Genomic DNA, 17,739 nt, shown 5'->3' on the forward strand with positions numbered 1-17,739 from the left:
AGAAAGCAGGTGAAAGGATGTTTGCCGTATTTAAGAAATTAAGCTGGTTTTTTGCGCATTACTGGAAACGATATACGTTCGCTATTATCGCTTTAATTTTGGCAAGTGCAGTTGGATTGATTCCTCCAAAATTAGTCGGATATATTATCGACCATATCCAATTTGAAACATTGACGGTACAAATTCTGACGGCAGTTATTACAGGTTACATTGTACTGCTGATTGTCCATTATATTATTTCATTTTTATGGGATTATACGCTTTTTGGCGGAGCGGTTATTTTAGAACGATGGATGCGAAGCAAGCTGATGGATCATTTTTTATCGATGTCTCCGACGTTTTTTGGGAAATACCGTACAGGAGATTTAATGGCAAGATCGACCAATGATTTAAAAGCAATCAGTCTGACAGCTGGTTTTGGTGTCCTGACATTGGTTGATTCCAGTATATTTATGCTGATGATTATTGCGGTAATGGGGCTGACCATCAGCTGGCCACTGACTTTTGCAGCTTTGCTTCCATTACCCATTATGGCTGTTATGATGAATTTTTACGGAAGCGCGATACATCGTCGTTTTACCAAAGCACAGGATGCTTTTGGGGAAATGAATAACAGTGTTTTAGAATCCATTCGCGGTGTTCGTGCAATTCGTGCTTTTGTCCAGGAAGAACAGGAAAAAACACGGTTTGAGAATATGACAAAAGATGTGTATGACAAAAATATGGAAGTTGCCCAAATCGATGCGTTATTTGAACCGACAATGAAAATTCTGGTCGGCTTGTCTTACACAATCGGAATTGGCTACGGAGCAATGCTTGTCTTTGAAAACAGGTTAACTTTAGGAGATTTAGTGACTTTTAATGTCTACTTGGGGATGCTGATTTGGCCAATGTTCGCAGTTGGTGAGCTAATCAATATCCTCCAGCGGGGAAATGCCTCCTTAGACCGGGTGAACAAGACATTATCCTACCCGCCTGATGTGCGGGATGTCAGGGAGCTGAAGCAAGTTGAAGCGGTGAAAGAGATTCAATTTCATAACGTATCCTTTGCCTATCCAAATACGGCAGAGAAGGCTTTAAAAGCAGTTTCTTTTAAGGTGCGGGTTGGAGATACGATTGGAGTTGTCGGGAAAACAGGAGCAGGGAAAACAACGCTGTTTAAATTGTTGCTGAGACAGTATCCAGATGTACAAGGAAAGATAGTGATTTCTGGAGAGGAAATAGAAAGTCTCCCGTTAAAGCAGCTTCGTGAATGGATAGGGTATGTTCCTCAGGATCAAATGATGTTCTCCAAATCCATTCGGGAAAATATTCAATTTGGCAAAGAAGCTGCGACCGATGAAGAAATATTCCGGGCACTTGAGCTGGCGTATTTCGCAGGTGACATTCTGCAGCTGCCTGAAGGGTTAGACACCCAGGTCGGTGAAAGCGGAATTACATTATCCGGAGGTCAAAAGCAGCGTGTGGCTTTGGCACGTGCCTTTATTAAAAATCCAGAGATTCTTATTTTAGATGATTCGCTATCAGCAGTTGACGGTAAAACAGAGGCAGCTATTATTGCTCATCTGAAAGAGGAACGAAAAAATAAAACAACATTTATAGCTGCGCATCGCCTCTCTGCTGTAACGCATGCAGACCATATCATCGTTTTAGAGGATGGCGAAATAGCGGAGGAGGGTACCCATGAGCAATTGATGAAGGAAAAAGGATGGTATTACAAGCAATATGTTCAGCAGCAGATGGGAGACTAGGGAGGTGGAAAGATGAAGAGTACGGAAAGGCGGTTATTTCAATACGCCTTAAAATATAAAAAAGGGATTATTTTAGGTCTTGTCTGTTTAATGATAGCAGTTGCTTTGGAATTAGCTGGACCATTGATTGCTAAACGGGTCATTGATAATCATATTCTCGGTGTCGAAGGATATTGGGAAGCTGTAGAAACAGCAGATGATACAACAGCTCCTTATAACGAACAGCTGTTAAAACGATCGGACCGCGTGGAAAACGAAGATACCCCCACAGGGACTACCTACACCTTATTACAAATCGGAATTTCTTATTATGTTTTTGAAGGTGAGCTTCCTCTGACAGGAGAACGGGAGATGAATAATGGAGAGCTGACGATTACCTTGAATAATGATATTGTTCGAGCGGAAGGGGAACAGTTATCTGTTCAAGAAGCATATCCGTTCTTCGAGCCGGAGAAGACACCAATCATCGGTTTGCTGGTATTATATATGGTTTTATTAATTATTGCAGGTGTTTTTCAATTTTATCAAACCTTTTTATTACAAAAGTCTGCAAATCAGATTGTCAAGCGGATGCGGACAGATTTATTTGCGCATACGGAGCGGCTGCCGATAAATTATTATATCGACCAGCCGGCGGGAACCATTGTTGCAAGAATCACCAATGATACGGAAGCGATTCGCGATTTATATGAGCGCGTCCTGTCGATTGTAGTCGCCAGCTTGGTTTATATGGCAGGAATCTTTGTTGCCTTATTTATTTTGGATCCGCAGCTCGCAGCGCTTTGCTTGCTTGTGATTCCATTATTATATGGCTGGATGCGTTTTTATAAGTATTTTGGCGGTAAATATAATCAGGTGATCCGAAAAACGATTAGTCAAATTAACGGTAACATCAACGAAGCAATTCAAGGTATGCCGATTATTCAAGCTTTCAACAGAGAAAAGGCGATGAAAGCGGATTTTGAAGAATTAAATCATCGCAATTATACATTCCAAAAGAAATTAATCCGCTTAAGCGCACTGACCTCTTATAATTTAGTGACTGTATTTCGTAACATCACCTTTGTCGGGTTTATCTGGTATTTTGGAGCTTCTTCTTTTGATATGGCAAGTATGATATCAATTGGTGTTCTGTATGCTTTTGTCGATTATATTAACCGCTTGTTTGAGCCAGTAACAGATATCGTGAATCAGCTTCCATTAATTGAACAGGCAAGAGTAGCAGGCAGCCGTGTATTTGAGCTGTTAGACCAGCCTGCGGAAGAAACGGATAACCGGGCAATCGATAAATACAGAGGAACGATTTCTTTTGACCATGTATCCTTTGCTTATCAAAAGGACGATTATATCTTGAAAGATATTTCCTTTCATGTAGGTGCGGGGCAAACCACTGCTTTTGTAGGGCATACAGGCTCTGGCAAAAGCTCGATTATGAATTTATTATTTCGTTTTTATGATCCGCAAAAAGGAAGGATTACCATCGACGGGATGGATACATTCTCCTTGTCCAGACAGCAGGTTCGCAGTCATATGGGGGTTGTGCTTCAAGATCCATTTCTATTTTCGGGTACGATTTTGAGCAATGTCACGATGCAGGATGAAAAAATAACGAGAGAAACAGCGATTGCTGCCTTGAAAGCGGTCGGGGCAGACCGGTTCATTGAAAAGCTTCCAAACGGTTATGATGAAGAAGTGACGGAAAACGGATCTACCTATTCATTAGGAGAACGGCAATTAATTTCCTTTGCACGGGCGCTTGCCTTTGACCCATCGATTCTTATCTTAGATGAAGCTACAGCAAATATTGATACGGAAACAGAGCTGCTGATTCAGCATGCACTGGAGGTACTGAAGCAAGGAAGAACGACACTTGTTATCGCTCACCGCTTGTCTACTATCCAGCAGGCTGATCAAATTATTGTTCTGGATAAAGGAAGACTTATCGAACAGGGGAATCATGATACTCTGATTGCAGAACGTGGAACGTATTATCAAATGTATCAAATGCAGCAAGGTTCTTTGAAGGTAAGTGTTTAAGTATAATAATTAGTTAATATAAGTAACTCAACTTTCGCACCTAAGAATAAGCAAATATATCTTGCTATTCCAGGGTGAACATGTTCTTCATTACCATACAGCATGAAAAACATGTTCTATCGGTTCAAACTTCTGTTTGGTAAGTTGTTTTTCACGTATAGAATACCTACTAGCGGAGGCGGACCGTTTTGACTCCTGAGGGATCAGCACCATCTGAAGATCCACTTTTGCCAAGTGCTCTTCTTGGCAAAAGTTAGCTGAAGAGTGTGCCCCTAGGCAGACTAATGTCGCAACGTTCTGGGGTTGCGATTACTCACCCCATCGAAAACATTTGTACGTCGGAAAGCAAAATGGTCCGCCGCAGTGGTGCTTTACACTTCACCTTCTATTTTTTGTCAAGGGAGTTATCGAAGGCACGATCAACCCCTGTTTCTATAGAAATGAAGTTAGTTTTTAATGTGCGAAAGTTGAGTAAGGAAGAAGAAAGCGTATCTCCGCCTAAACTGCAGGGGAGATACGCTGTTTTAATAGAAAAGCAGGGCTCCTTCTATTAAAATAAAATGAAAGTGATCCACTAAGCAGAGAAAGGAGGCCGGACGTTGAACGAAGAAGAGGAAAATGACAAGTTCAAAAAATCAATGGACGAAGATTTAATAGAAGATATTGATGAGGAAGAAATGCAGGAGCTGGTTACGCAAGCAAAAGCAGAAGCGTGGGAAAGAGCCCGCGCAGAAGAAGAGACTAAACCGAAGCGCCGTTTTCCGAAAGTATTAGCCATCCTGATAGCCTTTGCGATGACGTTTTATGTACTTTCCTTATTCCCGAAAGTAATTTCGGTTCCTGCTGTAGATTTCCTTCAAGCGTCCAGCCGGTTATCGCAGGAGGAACAGATAGCAGCATCCAAGGAAGCTGTCGTGGTTATTGAAACAAATGATGGAAGAGGCACCGGTTTTGCTGTCTCCGATGATGGCACAATTTTAACAAATTATCATGTGATTGAGGATGAGCAGACGATAACGGTTGCTTTTCCGGAAGAAGGCCTATTTCAAGGAGAAGTAGTGGAAGAAATGCCGGAGATAGATTTAGCAGTTGTGGAAGTTGAGGGGAATGGCCTTCCTTATTTAACATTAGATGAAACAGCACCCGTCGAATATGAAGACGATATCCGTTTTATAGGCAACCCTTTATTTTTTAACGGAATTGCCAATGAGGGCACGATATTAGGTCCGCTGCAGCTTTCCGGCTGGGAAAAGGAAGTCATGATGATCCAGGCCCCCGTTTACCGGGGGAATAGCGGCAGTCCTGTTATAAATCAGGAAGGCAATGTTATTGGAGTTATTTTCGCAACGTTAAATCATGAAGAGCATGGACGTGTCGGTCTTTATGTGCCGATAAGTTATTTTACAAATAATTAACAATTATAATAGAGTTGTTTAACACCTTGCTGAAAGGGTATTAGATAATAAAATGATTCAGGGATTCAGCCCGCCTGATCTTCCGTCTGTATTATGCATTTTCATTCTTTATAATAGAGGCGTTAGAGCGGAGTTTAAGGGCGATTTCCAGGATAAACCCTTTTTTGGAGGTGTTGTCATGTTTCTAGGTTCAACATTAACGAATTTAACTATTCATGCAACAGATGGAGAAATAGGAAAGGTAAAAGATTTATATTTCAATGATGATTGGGAGCTGCGATTTATTGTTGTCGATACAAGAAAGTGGCTTCCGGGTAAGAAAGTACTGCTTCCTTTCCATGTACAGGAAGAAATTAATCTGGAGGAAGGTTATCTTAAGGTAGACAGGGATAAGGAAACGATTCGAGAGAGTCCTGAGGTGCCTGAAGATAAAGATTTCGTTTCTTCCTATCAAGAAGTGGTATTGGATTATTTCGGGTGGAACAGCTATAAGGAAAACGCGGTGTTAGATTCTGATCACGGTCCGGTAGCAACTGGAAACGGACAGCTGGAGGATGCCAGTGTACCGCCGGAACCGGATTTAGCTGCACCTGAAAATGCAACTGATAACCTGAGAAGCATAGAAGAGTTTATGGAATTTAAAGCACATGCAACAGACGGTAAAATTGGACTCGTCGATAATATTATTTTAACAGAAGTAGGAAAGATACAATATCTTGTAGTAAACAGCAACGAAAGCTATGTAGAAAATAACCTATATTTATATCGGACAGATCAGGTGACATCGGTAGATTGGTTTGAAAAAGATTTGTATCTGGATGATTCTGTGGAAGGTTTAGAGCAGGTAACACCATTTAAAGATAAAGAAGAAGTATTTCATCACTTAAATCATTCCTAAGTGGATTCATGCAATGCAAGATGCTGATTCATAAGATAGGGGAGTGGCCCCAGTGAATTTTAAATTAAAACAGATTATCCTTTCTTTGACTTTTATAGTGATAGCAGTAACTTTAAGATGGACTGTGGGCTTCTCTGTCTTAACAGATAGCTTCGTTTTGCTTTTCTTTGTTCTTTTGGGATGCTGGTTTACTTACGAAAATGGTAAAAGAAGATATGAAGATTAAATTCCCCGAAATAAAATAGTACAAATGTGATGTTTATACAAATTGAAATTAATAATTACCGCTGCAGGAAAACACTACGCTCTCCCGCAGGAGTCTCCGTATTTTTCTTTCGCTAGTTACTGTTTTTAATCATTATTTCGTCATGGCATACGCATAAGCAGCACCGAGTATAGCAAAAGCCAAATGCAGTGACTACGGCATACCAATCTCCTGATAATTTTCTTTAATCTTGCATTTCTTCAAACGGAGTATTTGTAATATAACCCATTTTAGCAATAGGCTTATCTGCATCACAGCTTACAGCTTGAGGTTGAACATTTTCTTGCTTTCCTTCACCATTATCTTTAGAACAAGCAAAGCATTCGTAACAAGTACTGCAGACCAGATTGACATGATAATCTTTCTTTTCACAATTAGTCTCTTAGTATTAGTTATTTTGACCTTTTATGTAAACGGAAACATAAAAGGGTGAAGAAGTCTGAAAGTTTGAGAGGGTGAAAAATCATGAAGCCTTCGATAAAATCATTAAAAAGATATTTAATTGGAAATATAATAGTTGCTACTTTGATAACAATCGTATCCTATCTTAGTTATCAAAGTAATGATTTCCCGTTATTCTCTGTAGTAAATTTTCTTCTTGTAATCGCAGTTACTATGTTAATTATTTCAATAATTGCGTATGTTTCAATAAAAATATATGAAAAAAGGGAAAAAAAAATCGAATAATGCCGATTATTTTATCCTGTTTTGCTAAAGGCAGAAAAATTCACTTGATTTTCCTCCGCATTTTCGATAAAGAATTTAATTCAAAATCCCAGCAGCGAATGCTGGATTAGCAATCCTTTTTAAAATTCATTAAATCCCAAACCCCAGCATTTCTCCTTTTTTCATCATAGACAAAGGATAATGCTTTTTCATTTTTACATATTTATTTCTTATTTAAACATTTCATTACAAATTCCAACATTTTTCGAGGATGTTTTACAAAAATATGGATTTTCGTCATATTAATTTAAATGAAATGTTATTCATTTGTGATAGTAACCATTTTGGATATAGGGTAGTATTATATGTACAGGCTAGAATGGCCTGTATATATTTAACCAATAAACTAGATTTTATTGCTACGAAAAATAAAACGGATTAGACAAATAAATTTTGATACGTGTGGAGAATATCCTCACCTACGAGAAGCGGTTCAGGAAATGATTGTCCATCCTCTCTCCTCATATCAGATTTGCTTTCCTTTTGAATTTTGAGGAGAAAGGGTATGGGCGATGATACCGCAATAACTAATAAGAATGATAAAAATGGAGATTATTTGATATGAAAATAATAAATAAAAATAAATATTTGATGAATATAAATTTAAAACCCGGAAAAATAAAAATAAAAACGAATGATATAGTGTTAGGGGGAGCTGACAAATGATGATGACCAATCAATTAACAGACACCCCTATTGAAGAAAAAATTGAAGCAATCCAAAAAGGAGATATTGTACTGCAAAATGAACTGCTTCATACGTATAAGCCATTTATCGCTAAATGTGTATCAGAAGTTTGCAAACGATATATTGATCCTAAAAAAGATGATGAATTTAGTGTCGGATTAATGGCTTTTAATGATGCTATATTTTCTTATGAACCAGATAAAGGCAGTTCATTTCTATCCTTTGCAAAGCTTGTTGTGAAAAGAAAAGTGATTGATTATATCCGCTATCATCAAAAACGCCCGAATCTGCTGTCTTTAGATGAAATAAATGAAGAGGAGCAAATGGAAAATCCGCTTGTTATTGCTGCCGCAAAAGAAAAACACCAAATGGAAGCAGAGAACAGCAAAAGACGGGAAGAAATTATTTTATTCAAGGAGAAGCTAAAATCATACCGGCTTACACTGGAGGAGTTGACAAATGCTTCCCCCAAGCATCGGGACGCCAGGGAATCTGCAGTACAGGTAGCTTATATTTTATATCAGGATAACCAGTTAAGTGAGTATGTTTATCGTAAAAAAAAGCTGCCAATTAAAAAGTTATTAATGAAAGTTGAAGTAAGTAAAAAAACATTAGAACGGAATCGCAAGTTTATTTTAGCTATTTTTATTGTGCTAGGCAGTGAATATGCTTATCTTAAGGACTACCTTAAGGATTACCTCAAGGATGTGGAAAAATGAAAAAAGGAATTGTGATGGAAATCCATCGCAAATACGCCATTTTGCTTACCAAGGATGGCAGTTTTGAGAAGGGAATTATATTAACAGAGCATGCGGAACGAGGGGATGAAGTTATTTTTCAACCTGTATCTGGAAAGCCCAGATGGAGAAGGTATTGGGATAAGACGCCTATCGCAGTAAGATTATCAGCTATTGTACTTTTGATGCTGTTGATTTTCGGATATCCGCTTTTTCACGGAATGGGTGATACAGAAACGCATGCTTATGTTGCCATTGATATCAATCCCAGTATTGAATTAGAATTGAATGATGAATTAATGGTTACAGACGTCAATGCATTGAATGGTTCTGCAGATAAGCTGCTGGAGGAAATCAACAGTGTTCAAGACAAGCCCATCCACTCTGTATTAACGCATATTGTTGATGAGAGTGAAAACAGAGGACTGGCAGAGCAAAGAAGAATGATTGTAGGAGTGAGCTGTGAAAATCAAAACGGAAACCCGAGAGAGCTCATTTCGCAAATTAATCCTTACATAGAAACCTTGCCTGATTGGGATGTTGCAACGTTGATTATTCCAGAAGAGGTGAGGGAATTAGCAAAAAATGAAAATAAATCAATGAACGAAGTAATGGCTACAGAATTGGCAAATCATAATGTAGATGTAGAACAGGCACATTTTGATATGACAGACGCAAATAATCGTGCAATTATTAATTTTTTTATGGTGAACAAGAGTCTGATATTAACCGTTCTATAAAACAAGAAAAAACGCCAATAAAACCAAAAAATAATGAGTTAACAGATGATGTTTCTGATGATGAAGACAGCGGCCAGGATGAATCATTATAGAACAATGAAGTACAAACGTGATTAAAATTTCACCGGGTTCGTTAACAGCCGTCTACAAACAGACATTTGAATACCAGTTAAAGCTGTAAAAAGCAGATGGAATTCCAGTTTTGACCGGCATCTGCTTCTTCAGCACGGTAAAGTGAAACTACAGCTGGTTACATTGCGGTAAATTATTCAAATTCATACATCCATGGACTGCTGAATTGAAGGGCATGCTCTAAATAATAAAGCAGAGTATCGTGTGATTGATCAACATATTTTTGACTGGAAGAATGATGGTAGGCATACAGAAAATGCTCAATTTTTTTAGCGAGTAAATCATCATTAGTCCGTGACATTAATATGAATAAATTGTCCCACTGTCCCCATATGGTGTAATATAAAGCTTTATCATAATCAGGTATCAACATTTTCACTCCTTTATCAAGAAGGAATTCCGGTAAACAATCTTATTGGTGAAAGGCTTCTTCCATAGCTTCTCCATTATTTCTTAAATATCACCGCTACTTTCATGGTCAGCTTTCCATAAATTAACGTTTTTCATATGCATAATTCCTTATCTGTCTAACCATAATAAGAGGCAAATAGGTAAGGAGGAATGAAAATGAAATTACGCTTATTTGCGGTATTAACCGTTCTTATGATGGTCTTAGTTGCTTGTCAAAATACGAATAACGACGATACCAATCCGAATAACTCGGATGGAAATGTGGAGCCGACTCGATATCAAGGTCAGCATATCGATGATAATGCAAGAGACCGTAATCGTGACCATACGATAGACAGAGTTTCTGACCGTAATACAGACGCAGAATATAATGTGTCCAAAGAGGCAGCTGAGAAAATAACGGATGAAATGGACGAAATTGATCATGCTTATGTATTAACAACTAGAAACAACGCTTATGTAGGAGCCAACTTGGATATAGATAATGAAGGAAACAGGAATAACCAAGAAAATAATGAAGGCAGTATGGAGATTACAGATGATGTAAAAGAACGAATTGCAGATATTGTACGTTCTGTTGACTCATCCATTGATAACGTATATGTAACATCCAATCCGGATTTCTTGGATTTAGCTGACAGATATGTCAACGATATGGACAATGGAAATCCAGTTGAAGGCTTCTTTGATCAAATTGGCGGCATGATTGACCGCGTTTTCCCAGACGCAAAATAATATCAAGCATTTTATGATTCGCGTTTTTTCAATCGTATAACATGGTACAAATCCAATTCCGTTAGCTATATAAAACTGCGGGATTGGATTTTTTTAATCGGAATCTGACATAGAAGGATATATCAGCTGGTATACATCAGCGCTCTCCACTTTTCTTACACGTTTTTTTCATGTATGATGGAAAAAGATACAGTTCCTGCTAAAGGATAGAATAGAGAAGGGATGAAGGACAATATGACCCAAAAAATGAATGTGGAGAGTTTTAATTTAGATCATACAAAAGTAAAAGCTCCTTATGTACGGCTTGTAGGTATAACAGAAGGAGCACACGGAGACAAAGTCCATAAATATGATATCCGTTTTACCCAGCCGAACAAAGCACATATGGAAATGGACGGATTACATTCCATAGAGCATTTAATGGCTGAAAATATTCGTAATCATTCAGATGCCGTATTAGATATCGGTCCGATGGGATGCCAGACCGGTTTTTATCTTTCTTTAATAAATCATGATAATTACGATGAAGTTCTTGATATGCTGGAAAAAACACTAAAGGATGTTTTAGAAGCAACAGAAGTTCCGGCATGTAATGAAGTACAGTGCGGCTGGGCAGCTAACCACAGCTTAGAAGGTGCAAAGGAAATAGCAGAAGAAATGCTGAAGCATAAAGATGCTTGGCATGAAGTATTTTAAGAAAAAAATGGCAGTTGCCTAACAGGTGATATTTGTTATGCGACTGCTGAATTTTGCGTGCTTGGAATAGATATCGTGTTTAGTGGAAAGCTTTTTGACACAGTGAAAAGGCTAATATTTAAATGCTGAAGGAGGAATAAAAGTAATGAGTGAACAAGCAATTGCTTATCTGAAAGAAAATCAGGAAGCTTTATTACAAAAGCTGTATGATTTTTTAGCAATTCCAAGTGTCAGCACGGACCCGGCGCATAAAGAAGATGTACAGCGTGCGGCTGACTTTTTAACAGGATACTTAAATGAGTTGGGATTTGAAAATGTAGAGAAAATGGAAACAAAAGGTCATCCGCTCGTTTTTGCAGAATATACAGAAGCAGGACCAGAAGCACCGACTGTTTTGCTTTATGGTCATTATGATGTACAGCCGGTGGATCCGATTGATTTATGGGACAGTGAACCCTTCCAGGCAGAAGTACGCGATGGAAGAATCTACGCCCGTGGATCAAGTGATGATAAAGGACAAACTTTTATGCATCTTGCTGTTTTTGAAGCTTTCTTAAAAACAGAAGGAAAATTGCCGATGAATGTAAAAGTTTGTATTGAAGGAGAAGAAGAGATAGGCAGTGAAAATCTTTACGAGCTCCTTCAGGATAAAAAAGAACAATTCCAAGCTGACTTTGCCGTAATTTCGGATTCCGGGATGGCAGAGAAAAACCAGCCGACGATTTTATATGGATTGAAAGGATTTACAGGAATTGAAATTACATTAACCGGTCCAGATCATGATCTTCACTCTGGAATGTACGGTGGTGCAGTCCGAAACCCATTAATGGCAATGAGTCATTTGCTGGCATCGATGAAGGACGAGAAGGAAGTTATTACAATAGACGGATTTTATGATGACGTCGAGGACTTAACATCAGCAGAGAGAGAACTGATGGAAAAAGCGCCAGGAGAAGATTTTGTAAAAGCAACAAATATTCCGGAAACTGTATCGGAAAAAGGATATACAGCAAAAGAACATACGATGGGCAGGCCGACATTGGAAGTGAATGGATTATTTGGCGGTTACCAGGGAGATGGGACAAAAACAATTATTCCATCTACAGCAACTGCTAAAATTACGTGCCGTTTGGTTCCCGGCCAGGACCCGCAGGATATTCAAGAAAAATTAGTGAATCATGTTCAAAAGTTTGCACCGTCGGGTGTACATGTTCATGTTGAAAAAGAAAAGCTCTCTGCGAAAGCTTATAAAGTAGAGCCAGATCACCCTTTGATAAAAAAGGCTGCCAAAAGTTACAGCAAGGCTTTTGGAAAAGAAACGGTTTTCCTGAGAATGGGAGGATCCATTCCGGTTGTTGAATGGTTGGAGGCAGCTTATCAATATCCAATTGTTCTGTTAGGTTTTGGTACGCCAGAAGACAGATTACATTCTCCAAATGAAAGCTTTCCGGTAGACAGCTTTCAAAAAGGGATGGAAACATTAGCTTATTATTGGAATGAACTTTAACTTGAAAATGAAATAATTAATAGAAGGATGTAAAAAAGATCTGCTTTCAATGCGTAAGACCTTGTTGAGAGGGATCTTTTTTATTTTAGGGAGGATTTCTGCTTCTAATTTTATAAGGCAAAACAACAAAAATTTCATGTGCAAAATATAGAAAAATGGGGAATAGAATAATAATTAGAAATAGAGAGGAGCAGAATTTATGGAGACTGCAATCATTACAGGTGCTTCCAAAGGGCTGGGAGCATCCGTTGCTAAGCTATTCTTGGAGTCTGGAATAAATGTGATAGGAATTTCGAGGACGGATAATACCAAGTTATATGACTATGCGAAACAAAATAATGCGACTTATCATTTCATAGCATGTGATTTATCTGAGCAGGCCTCTCTACAAAAAGCATGCAAAAGCGTGGATGAAATGCTGTTTCACGAAACGTTATCTAAAGTATACTTAATTAATAATGCGGGCTTAGTTGATCCAATTGACCGTGCCGAAAATATCGAGATGGATGATTTGATGAAACAGGTTCAAATCAATACAGTTGCACCAATGGCTTTAACGAATCATTTCTTAAAAAAAGCTTCGGAACATCATGTCCAGCTTCTGGCAGCGATGATAACTTCAGGAGCAGCAGAAAAACCGAAGTATGGATGGAGCGTATATTGCTCTACAAAAGCCAGTATAAATATGTATACGCAAGTGGCAGCAATAGAACAGGAAGGAACAGAGCATGCTGTTATTGCATTTAGCCCGGGTGTAATGGATACAGAAATGCAAGAGACAATCCGTTCCAGTTCACAGGAAGCGTTTAAGGACGTAGACAGCTTCCGCGCTCTAAAAGAGAATAATCTGTTAAGGGGAGCAGACATCATTGGAGGCGTTTTAATCGACATCTTAATGGATGACGAAAATGTTAAAAACGGAAAAATTTATGATGTACGAGAGTATATTTAATCCATTCAGTTTATTTTTACTCAGCTTTTGCACATTGAAAAGGAACTTTATTTCCATAGAAAATGGGGTTGATTATTCCTTCGATAACGTTCCTGACAAAGAGTAGAAGGTGAAGTGTAAAGCGATGGACCGTTTTGCTTTCCGACGTCCTGGGCCGGCGATTACTCGTCCCATCGAAAACATTTGTACGTCGGAAAGCGGAGTGGTTGTCCGGAGTAGAGCTACGCACAATCTGGATGCTTATAAAGGGATTCCGGCTTTATGATGGGCAGCGCTTACCGATGTTGTCAGGTTCATGCATTTTCTCAATTTATCTCAGATAGCAATAAAACTATCTAGTGTAGTGTTTTTCCAGGGGACGGTTATGCGCCTCACCATAACCCGTCGTAGCGGTCGTACTAACCTGACAGCATTGCTGCAATTACTCGTCACGAAGGAATTCACCAGAATGCTGAAGCCGGTGTTCCTTGATTGAAGCGAGGAGAAATATCTGCATTATTTGAAAGCCCCTTTCATAAAAATGTATAGATATTGTCATAAATTTGACTTTTATTTTTTAATTTCTCTGTTAGAATAGAAATGATTGAGTAAGGGGGGCTTCATATGGAAGAAATTAATGTTTTCTTGGCTTTTGCAGCTGGGTTTCTTTCATTTATTTCGCCTTGTGTTCTTCCGCTGTATCCGGTGTTTCTTTCTTATATTACCGGGATGAGCATGGATGAAATAAATCAGGATAATAAACGGCTTGATCGAAAAGCAATATTACATACGGTCTGTTTTTTAATTGGTTTTTCAAGTATTTTTGTAATGATTGGATTTACGACGACATATGTATCCGAGTTTTTAATGACCTATCAAGATACCATCAGACAGGTTGGCGCAATTTTAATTATCTTTTTTGGCTTGGTTATTGTGGGTGTATTGAATTTCGAGTTTCTTATGAAGGATCGTAAAATTCATTTTAAAAATCGTCCAGCAGGGTTTTTTGGTTCTTTCCTTATTGGAATGGCGTTTTCTTTAGGCTGGACACCATGTACCGGACCAATTTTAATGGTGGTATTCTCATTAGCTGCAACTAATCCTAATCTTGGACTTGTTATGATGATTAGCTATATTTTAGGTTTTTCCATTCCTTTCTTATTACTTGCTTTCTTTATTGGTAAATTGAAATGGTTTCGGAAACACAGTAAAAAAATGGTGAAAATTGGCGGCTGGGTAATGGTTTTAATGGGAATCGCATTATTCTTTGACTGGATGACGAAGGTTACTGCATTTTTAGCTAATCTATTTGGATTTACCGGATTTTAAAATGAAATAATATGATTTAAGATCAGGGTTAAGACATTATTTTTATGGAACGATGAAAAGTATCGGCCTAAATCGTTTTGGCCGATATTTTTTCAGCGTATAAAGAAAAGAGTTGTTATGTATGTATTTAGCAATTGCAACTACTGCTGTCTTTGCATTTATGGCGATTGTGATGATATTTGTACGTATGCGCGCTTCTAGAAAGCCGGCATCTGTAAAAAAGATTATATTACCGCCATTTTTTATGAGTACGGGAGCACTGATGTTCTTGTTCCCCATGTTTCAGATAAGCTGGCTTCAAGTCGCAGAAGCACTGACTGTCGGAATAATATTTTCTATCTTTTTAATTAAAACATCAAAATTAGAATTCTCGGACGGAGAAATATATGTTAAGCCGTCAAAAATGTTTCCGGTTATTTTAATTGGATTATTAGTTATCCGAATTATAATAAAACTGATTATTGGTACAAGCATCTCGGTTGGCGAAACTTCAGGAATGTTCTTTTTGCTGGCGTTTGGGATGATTGGTACCTGGAGAATAGCAATGCTTTATCAATATGTACAATTAACAAAGAAGCAAAGTGCGTAAATTTCTGCACTTTGCTTCTTTTTCGCTAAACTAAGATTTTTTCTGCTTGTATTTTTCTTCCCAATTTTCCTGATAATCCTCTTTGGATTGTTGGAAGAAAGGCTCGTAGGGTGCGATATCGATATTTTTTTCTTTTAGCTTTTTTCGCAGAAATTTATGGTCTCTTTTGGGGGTTGCTAAAATATACCCTTCAATCAATGTAGAGCGTGTAATGCTTTCCTCGTCCTTTTGAATAGAAAGCTCTCCAATTTTACTGGCGATTCTTTGTCTGGCGACATCTCTGAATAGTTCGGGAACAGGAGAAACCAGCTCTTCCAGGAAATCTTTTTCTGCTTGAGACCATTTATGTAATGTTTTTTCGAAATAATATTCCTCCCAATCCATAATGGAACGCCCATCCTCTTTAGGGAGCCGCTTTAAAAACTTTCGAAACATAAAATACCCACCGATTGCCATCAGACCAATTAATAAACATCCCCACAGGATAATAAACAGTGATATCATCGTACACCTCACCTTAATTTTACATAAAAAAATTACGAATATTGCTAATTTATTATCAACTATCAATTTATTTTTTTAGAAAATTGTAGTAACATTAATTTAACCTTTGTTATTATTCCTCACTTGTACATTATAAAGTTATTAAGAAATATACACAAGTAATCATAATTGTTTCGTCATAATCATACATATTATTTATCGCAGTTAAACTGGCAGTAAACCACTCGCTTCAAAAAACGAAAAAATATGTAGAAAGGGTAATTAGGGACTAATTGCCGGTATAAACTCGATTGGTTCAATGAAAATCGTTTTTTATGAGTGAGTAATCTAGCGTTTTATTCCGTTGGGAACGCAGCAAAATCCCAATGGAATGAAATTATACTTTTTAATAACTTCTGAAAGGAGCATGGGTATGGATAAAAACCACAAAAATAAGAACCCCAATGACTTGCAAAGTTCTGAAAGTCGTCATAATTTACACCCCGATGCAACGCTTTCAGCGGCCATTATTTCTTGGCTGAGTAAAAAAACAGAAGGAATAGTGATCGTGATTAATACAGATAGTGAAATAGAATATATAAGTGATTCCGTATATGAGATTCTTGGCTATGAGCCAAAAGAAGCAGTCGGGAAAAAGCTGGGCGATATCCCGGTTAAAATAGATTCAAAAATCATTTCACAAGCACTTGTTGGCAACGAAATAAAGCATAAAAAGCTTTTAATAGATATTCCGACCAAAGAAGGGGAGAATTTATCTTTCTCATGTGAGTTAAATGATGTTTTTCAGGATATTGATGTCGAAAAAAAGTTTTTACTTTATTTAGAAAGAAAAACAAAAGATATGAGGCTGGATGATATCATGATACGTTCAGAGAAGATGAATGTAGCTGGACAGCTTGCAGCAAGTTTAGTTCATGAAATACGCAACCCGCTGACATCATTAAAAGGATTCCTGCAATTGCTTCAGGCTGGTGCACAGCATAAAGAAGAATACTTTCATGTGATGATTGAAGAAGTGGAGAAAATTGAGTCAATCACATCGGAATTGTTATTTATTTCAAAGCCCTTAACAGATAACCGTTCTAAAGAAAGTGTTACAAAAATGATGCAGGACGTGGAATTATTATTACAGTCCCAGGCAAATCAAAAGGATATTCAAATTCAGCTGCAAAGCAGTACAAATGCATCCGTTCTTTGTGATCGTTCCCAGATTAAACAAGTTTTAATTAACCTGATTAAAAATGCAATTGAAGCTATGGAGCAGCCTGGAAAAATAATTGTAGAAGCAAAAGAAGCAGATCAAAAAATAATTATATCTGTTATTGACGAAGGCTGCGGATTATCTGAGGATATTTTACATCGGCTTGGAGAGCCATTTTTTACGACAAAGACATCGGGTACAGGGCTAGGGTTGCTGATTACCAAGAAAATCCTCCATAATCATGATGCAGATTTTCATATGTATAATAATGAACATAAAGGAAGCACATTTGAAATTATTTTTTCAAAAGCTGATTAATGCGTTTTATCAGAAAGAATAATTGTAATTTCGCAGAATTTCTATCTTTTTGCAGGCAGCTATTATTTTCACTATTAATAATTCAGTAATTATATAAGTAATATTTATCTCTTGGCATAACTTTTTACTA

The 17,739-nt window shown here is 37.7% G+C and carries 15 protein-coding genes; 13 read left to right on the top strand and 2 right to left on the bottom strand.

Annotation, left to right across the window (positions count from 1 at the left end; translation table 11 throughout):
- Positions 1 to 17: 17 nt before the first annotated feature.
- The 6 genes from MKY45_RS11050 to MKY45_RS11075 all read left to right on the top strand — a co-directional run bounded on the left by MKY45_RS11050 (position 18) and on the right by MKY45_RS11075 (position 9,256).
- On the top strand, positions 18 to 1,751 hold the full coding sequence (locus tag MKY45_RS11050) for an ABC transporter ATP-binding protein (protein WP_341172918.1): 1,734 nt from the start codon (positions 18 to 20) through the stop codon (positions 1,749 to 1,751).
- A 12-nt stretch (positions 1,752 to 1,763) separates the two neighbouring features.
- A complete protein-coding gene (locus tag MKY45_RS11055) occupies positions 1,764 to 3,788 on the top strand; it encodes an ABC transporter ATP-binding protein (protein ID WP_341172919.1) in 2,025 nt (674 codons plus the stop codon).
- Positions 3,789 to 4,387: 599 nt separating this feature from the next.
- Entirely contained in the window at positions 4,388 to 5,203 is an 816-nt protein-coding gene (locus MKY45_RS11060) for a S1 family peptidase (protein WP_256706222.1), read from the top strand.
- Between the two features lie 178 nt (positions 5,204 to 5,381).
- On the top strand, positions 5,382 to 6,101 hold the full coding sequence (locus tag MKY45_RS11065; protein ID WP_193062051.1) for a PRC-barrel domain-containing protein: 720 nt from the start codon (positions 5,382 to 5,384) through the stop codon (positions 6,099 to 6,101).
- A gap of 1,656 nt (positions 6,102 to 7,757) precedes the next feature.
- Complete coding sequence (gene sigI, locus MKY45_RS11070; protein WP_193062365.1) at positions 7,758 to 8,498, top strand: RNA polymerase sigma factor SigI; 741 nt, start codon at positions 7,758 to 7,760, stop codon at positions 8,496 to 8,498.
- On the top strand, positions 8,495 to 9,256 hold the full coding sequence (locus MKY45_RS11075) for an anti-sigma factor domain-containing protein (protein WP_256706223.1): 762 nt from the start codon (positions 8,495 to 8,497) through the stop codon (positions 9,254 to 9,256). The genes sigI and MKY45_RS11075 overlap by 4 nt, the downstream gene beginning before the upstream one ends.
- Before the next feature lie 265 nt (positions 9,257 to 9,521).
- On the opposite strand, the gene MKY45_RS11080 is transcribed toward MKY45_RS11075, so the two are convergent.
- Entirely contained in the window at positions 9,522 to 9,761 is a 240-nt protein-coding gene (locus MKY45_RS11080) for a YhdB family protein (protein ID WP_042533781.1), read from the bottom strand.
- Between the two features lie 194 nt (positions 9,762 to 9,955).
- Between MKY45_RS11080 and MKY45_RS11085 the strand changes: the two genes are divergently transcribed.
- The 6 genes from MKY45_RS11085 to MKY45_RS11110 all read left to right on the top strand — a co-directional run bounded on the left by MKY45_RS11085 (position 9,956) and on the right by MKY45_RS11110 (position 15,586).
- Positions 9,956 to 10,534 carry a YhcN/YlaJ family sporulation lipoprotein gene (locus tag MKY45_RS11085; protein ID WP_042533783.1) on the top strand — a complete coding sequence of 193 codons (579 nt, stop codon included), beginning with the start codon at positions 9,956 to 9,958 and terminating at the stop codon, positions 10,532 to 10,534.
- Between the two features lie 234 nt (positions 10,535 to 10,768).
- Positions 10,769 to 11,230, top strand: coding sequence for an S-ribosylhomocysteine lyase (locus MKY45_RS11090; RefSeq protein ID WP_042533784.1), 462 nt, complete (start codon positions 10,769 to 10,771; stop codon positions 11,228 to 11,230).
- A gap of 145 nt (positions 11,231 to 11,375) precedes the next feature.
- Positions 11,376 to 12,737 carry a dipeptidase gene (locus tag MKY45_RS11095; protein ID WP_042533786.1) on the top strand — a complete coding sequence of 454 codons (1,362 nt, stop codon included), beginning with the start codon at positions 11,376 to 11,378 and terminating at the stop codon, positions 12,735 to 12,737.
- A 199-nt stretch (positions 12,738 to 12,936) separates the two neighbouring features.
- Positions 12,937 to 13,689, top strand: a complete 753-nt coding sequence (locus MKY45_RS11100; protein WP_193062056.1) for a (S)-benzoin forming benzil reductase — start codon at positions 12,937 to 12,939, stop codon at positions 13,687 to 13,689.
- Between the two features lie 603 nt (positions 13,690 to 14,292).
- Complete coding sequence (locus tag MKY45_RS11105; RefSeq protein WP_042533789.1) at positions 14,293 to 14,997, top strand: cytochrome c biogenesis CcdA family protein; 705 nt, start codon at positions 14,293 to 14,295, stop codon at positions 14,995 to 14,997.
- 121 nt (positions 14,998 to 15,118) lie between these two features.
- A complete protein-coding gene (locus tag MKY45_RS11110) occupies positions 15,119 to 15,586 on the top strand; it encodes a CcdC family protein (protein ID WP_193062057.1) in 468 nt (155 codons plus the stop codon).
- 30 nt (positions 15,587 to 15,616) lie between these two features.
- Here the strand turns inward: MKY45_RS11110 and MKY45_RS11115 are convergent, their stop codons facing one another.
- Positions 15,617 to 16,090, bottom strand: coding sequence for a DUF2621 family protein (locus MKY45_RS11115; RefSeq protein ID WP_042533793.1), 474 nt, complete (start codon positions 16,088 to 16,090; stop codon positions 15,617 to 15,619).
- Positions 16,091 to 16,502: 412 nt separating this feature from the next.
- Here MKY45_RS11115 and MKY45_RS11120 point away from each other — a divergent pair, with 412 nt between their 5' ends.
- Positions 16,503 to 17,609 (top strand): ATP-binding protein, encoded by a 1,107-nt coding sequence (locus MKY45_RS11120; RefSeq protein ID WP_193062059.1) that lies wholly within the window; start codon positions 16,503 to 16,505, stop codon positions 17,607 to 17,609.
- Positions 17,610 to 17,739: the final 130 nt, after the last annotated feature.

Source organism: Oceanobacillus sp. FSL K6-0251, assembly GCF_038004725.1.
Classification (GTDB): domain Bacteria; phylum Bacillota; class Bacilli; order Bacillales; family Amphibacillaceae; genus Oceanobacillus; species Oceanobacillus oncorhynchi.

Excerpts from the sequence above, each read along its gene's own strand:
- MKY45_RS11095 (WP_042533786.1), top strand. The coding sequence starts at position 11,376 with ATGAGTGAACAAGCAATTGCTTATCTGAAAGAAAATCAGGAAGCTTTA.
- MKY45_RS11065 (WP_193062051.1), top strand. The coding sequence starts at position 5,382 with ATGTTTCTAGGTTCAACATTAACGAATTTAACTATTCATGCAACAGAT.
- MKY45_RS11080 (WP_042533781.1), bottom strand. The coding sequence starts at position 9,761 with ATGTTGATACCTGATTATGATAAAGCTTTATATTACACCATATGGGGA.
- MKY45_RS11120 (WP_193062059.1), top strand. The coding sequence starts at position 16,503 with ATGGATAAAAACCACAAAAATAAGAACCCCAATGACTTGCAAAGTTCT.
- MKY45_RS11075 (WP_256706223.1), top strand. The coding sequence starts at position 8,495 with ATGAAAAAAGGAATTGTGATGGAAATCCATCGCAAATACGCCATTTTG.
- MKY45_RS11090 (WP_042533784.1), top strand. The coding sequence starts at position 10,769 with ATGACCCAAAAAATGAATGTGGAGAGTTTTAATTTAGATCATACAAAA.
- sigI (WP_193062365.1), top strand. The coding sequence starts at position 7,758 with ATGATGACCAATCAATTAACAGACACCCCTATTGAAGAAAAAATTGAA.
- MKY45_RS11105 (WP_042533789.1), top strand. The coding sequence starts at position 14,293 with ATGGAAGAAATTAATGTTTTCTTGGCTTTTGCAGCTGGGTTTCTTTCA.
- MKY45_RS11085 (WP_042533783.1), top strand. The coding sequence starts at position 9,956 with ATGAAATTACGCTTATTTGCGGTATTAACCGTTCTTATGATGGTCTTA.
- MKY45_RS11050 (WP_341172918.1), top strand. The coding sequence starts at position 18 with ATGTTTGCCGTATTTAAGAAATTAAGCTGGTTTTTTGCGCATTACTGG.
- MKY45_RS11115 (WP_042533793.1), bottom strand. The coding sequence starts at position 16,090 with ATGATATCACTGTTTATTATCCTGTGGGGATGTTTATTAATTGGTCTG.
- MKY45_RS11055 (WP_341172919.1), top strand. The coding sequence starts at position 1,764 with ATGAAGAGTACGGAAAGGCGGTTATTTCAATACGCCTTAAAATATAAA.
- MKY45_RS11110 (WP_193062057.1), top strand. The coding sequence starts at position 15,119 with ATGTATTTAGCAATTGCAACTACTGCTGTCTTTGCATTTATGGCGATT.
- MKY45_RS11100 (WP_193062056.1), top strand. The coding sequence starts at position 12,937 with ATGGAGACTGCAATCATTACAGGTGCTTCCAAAGGGCTGGGAGCATCC.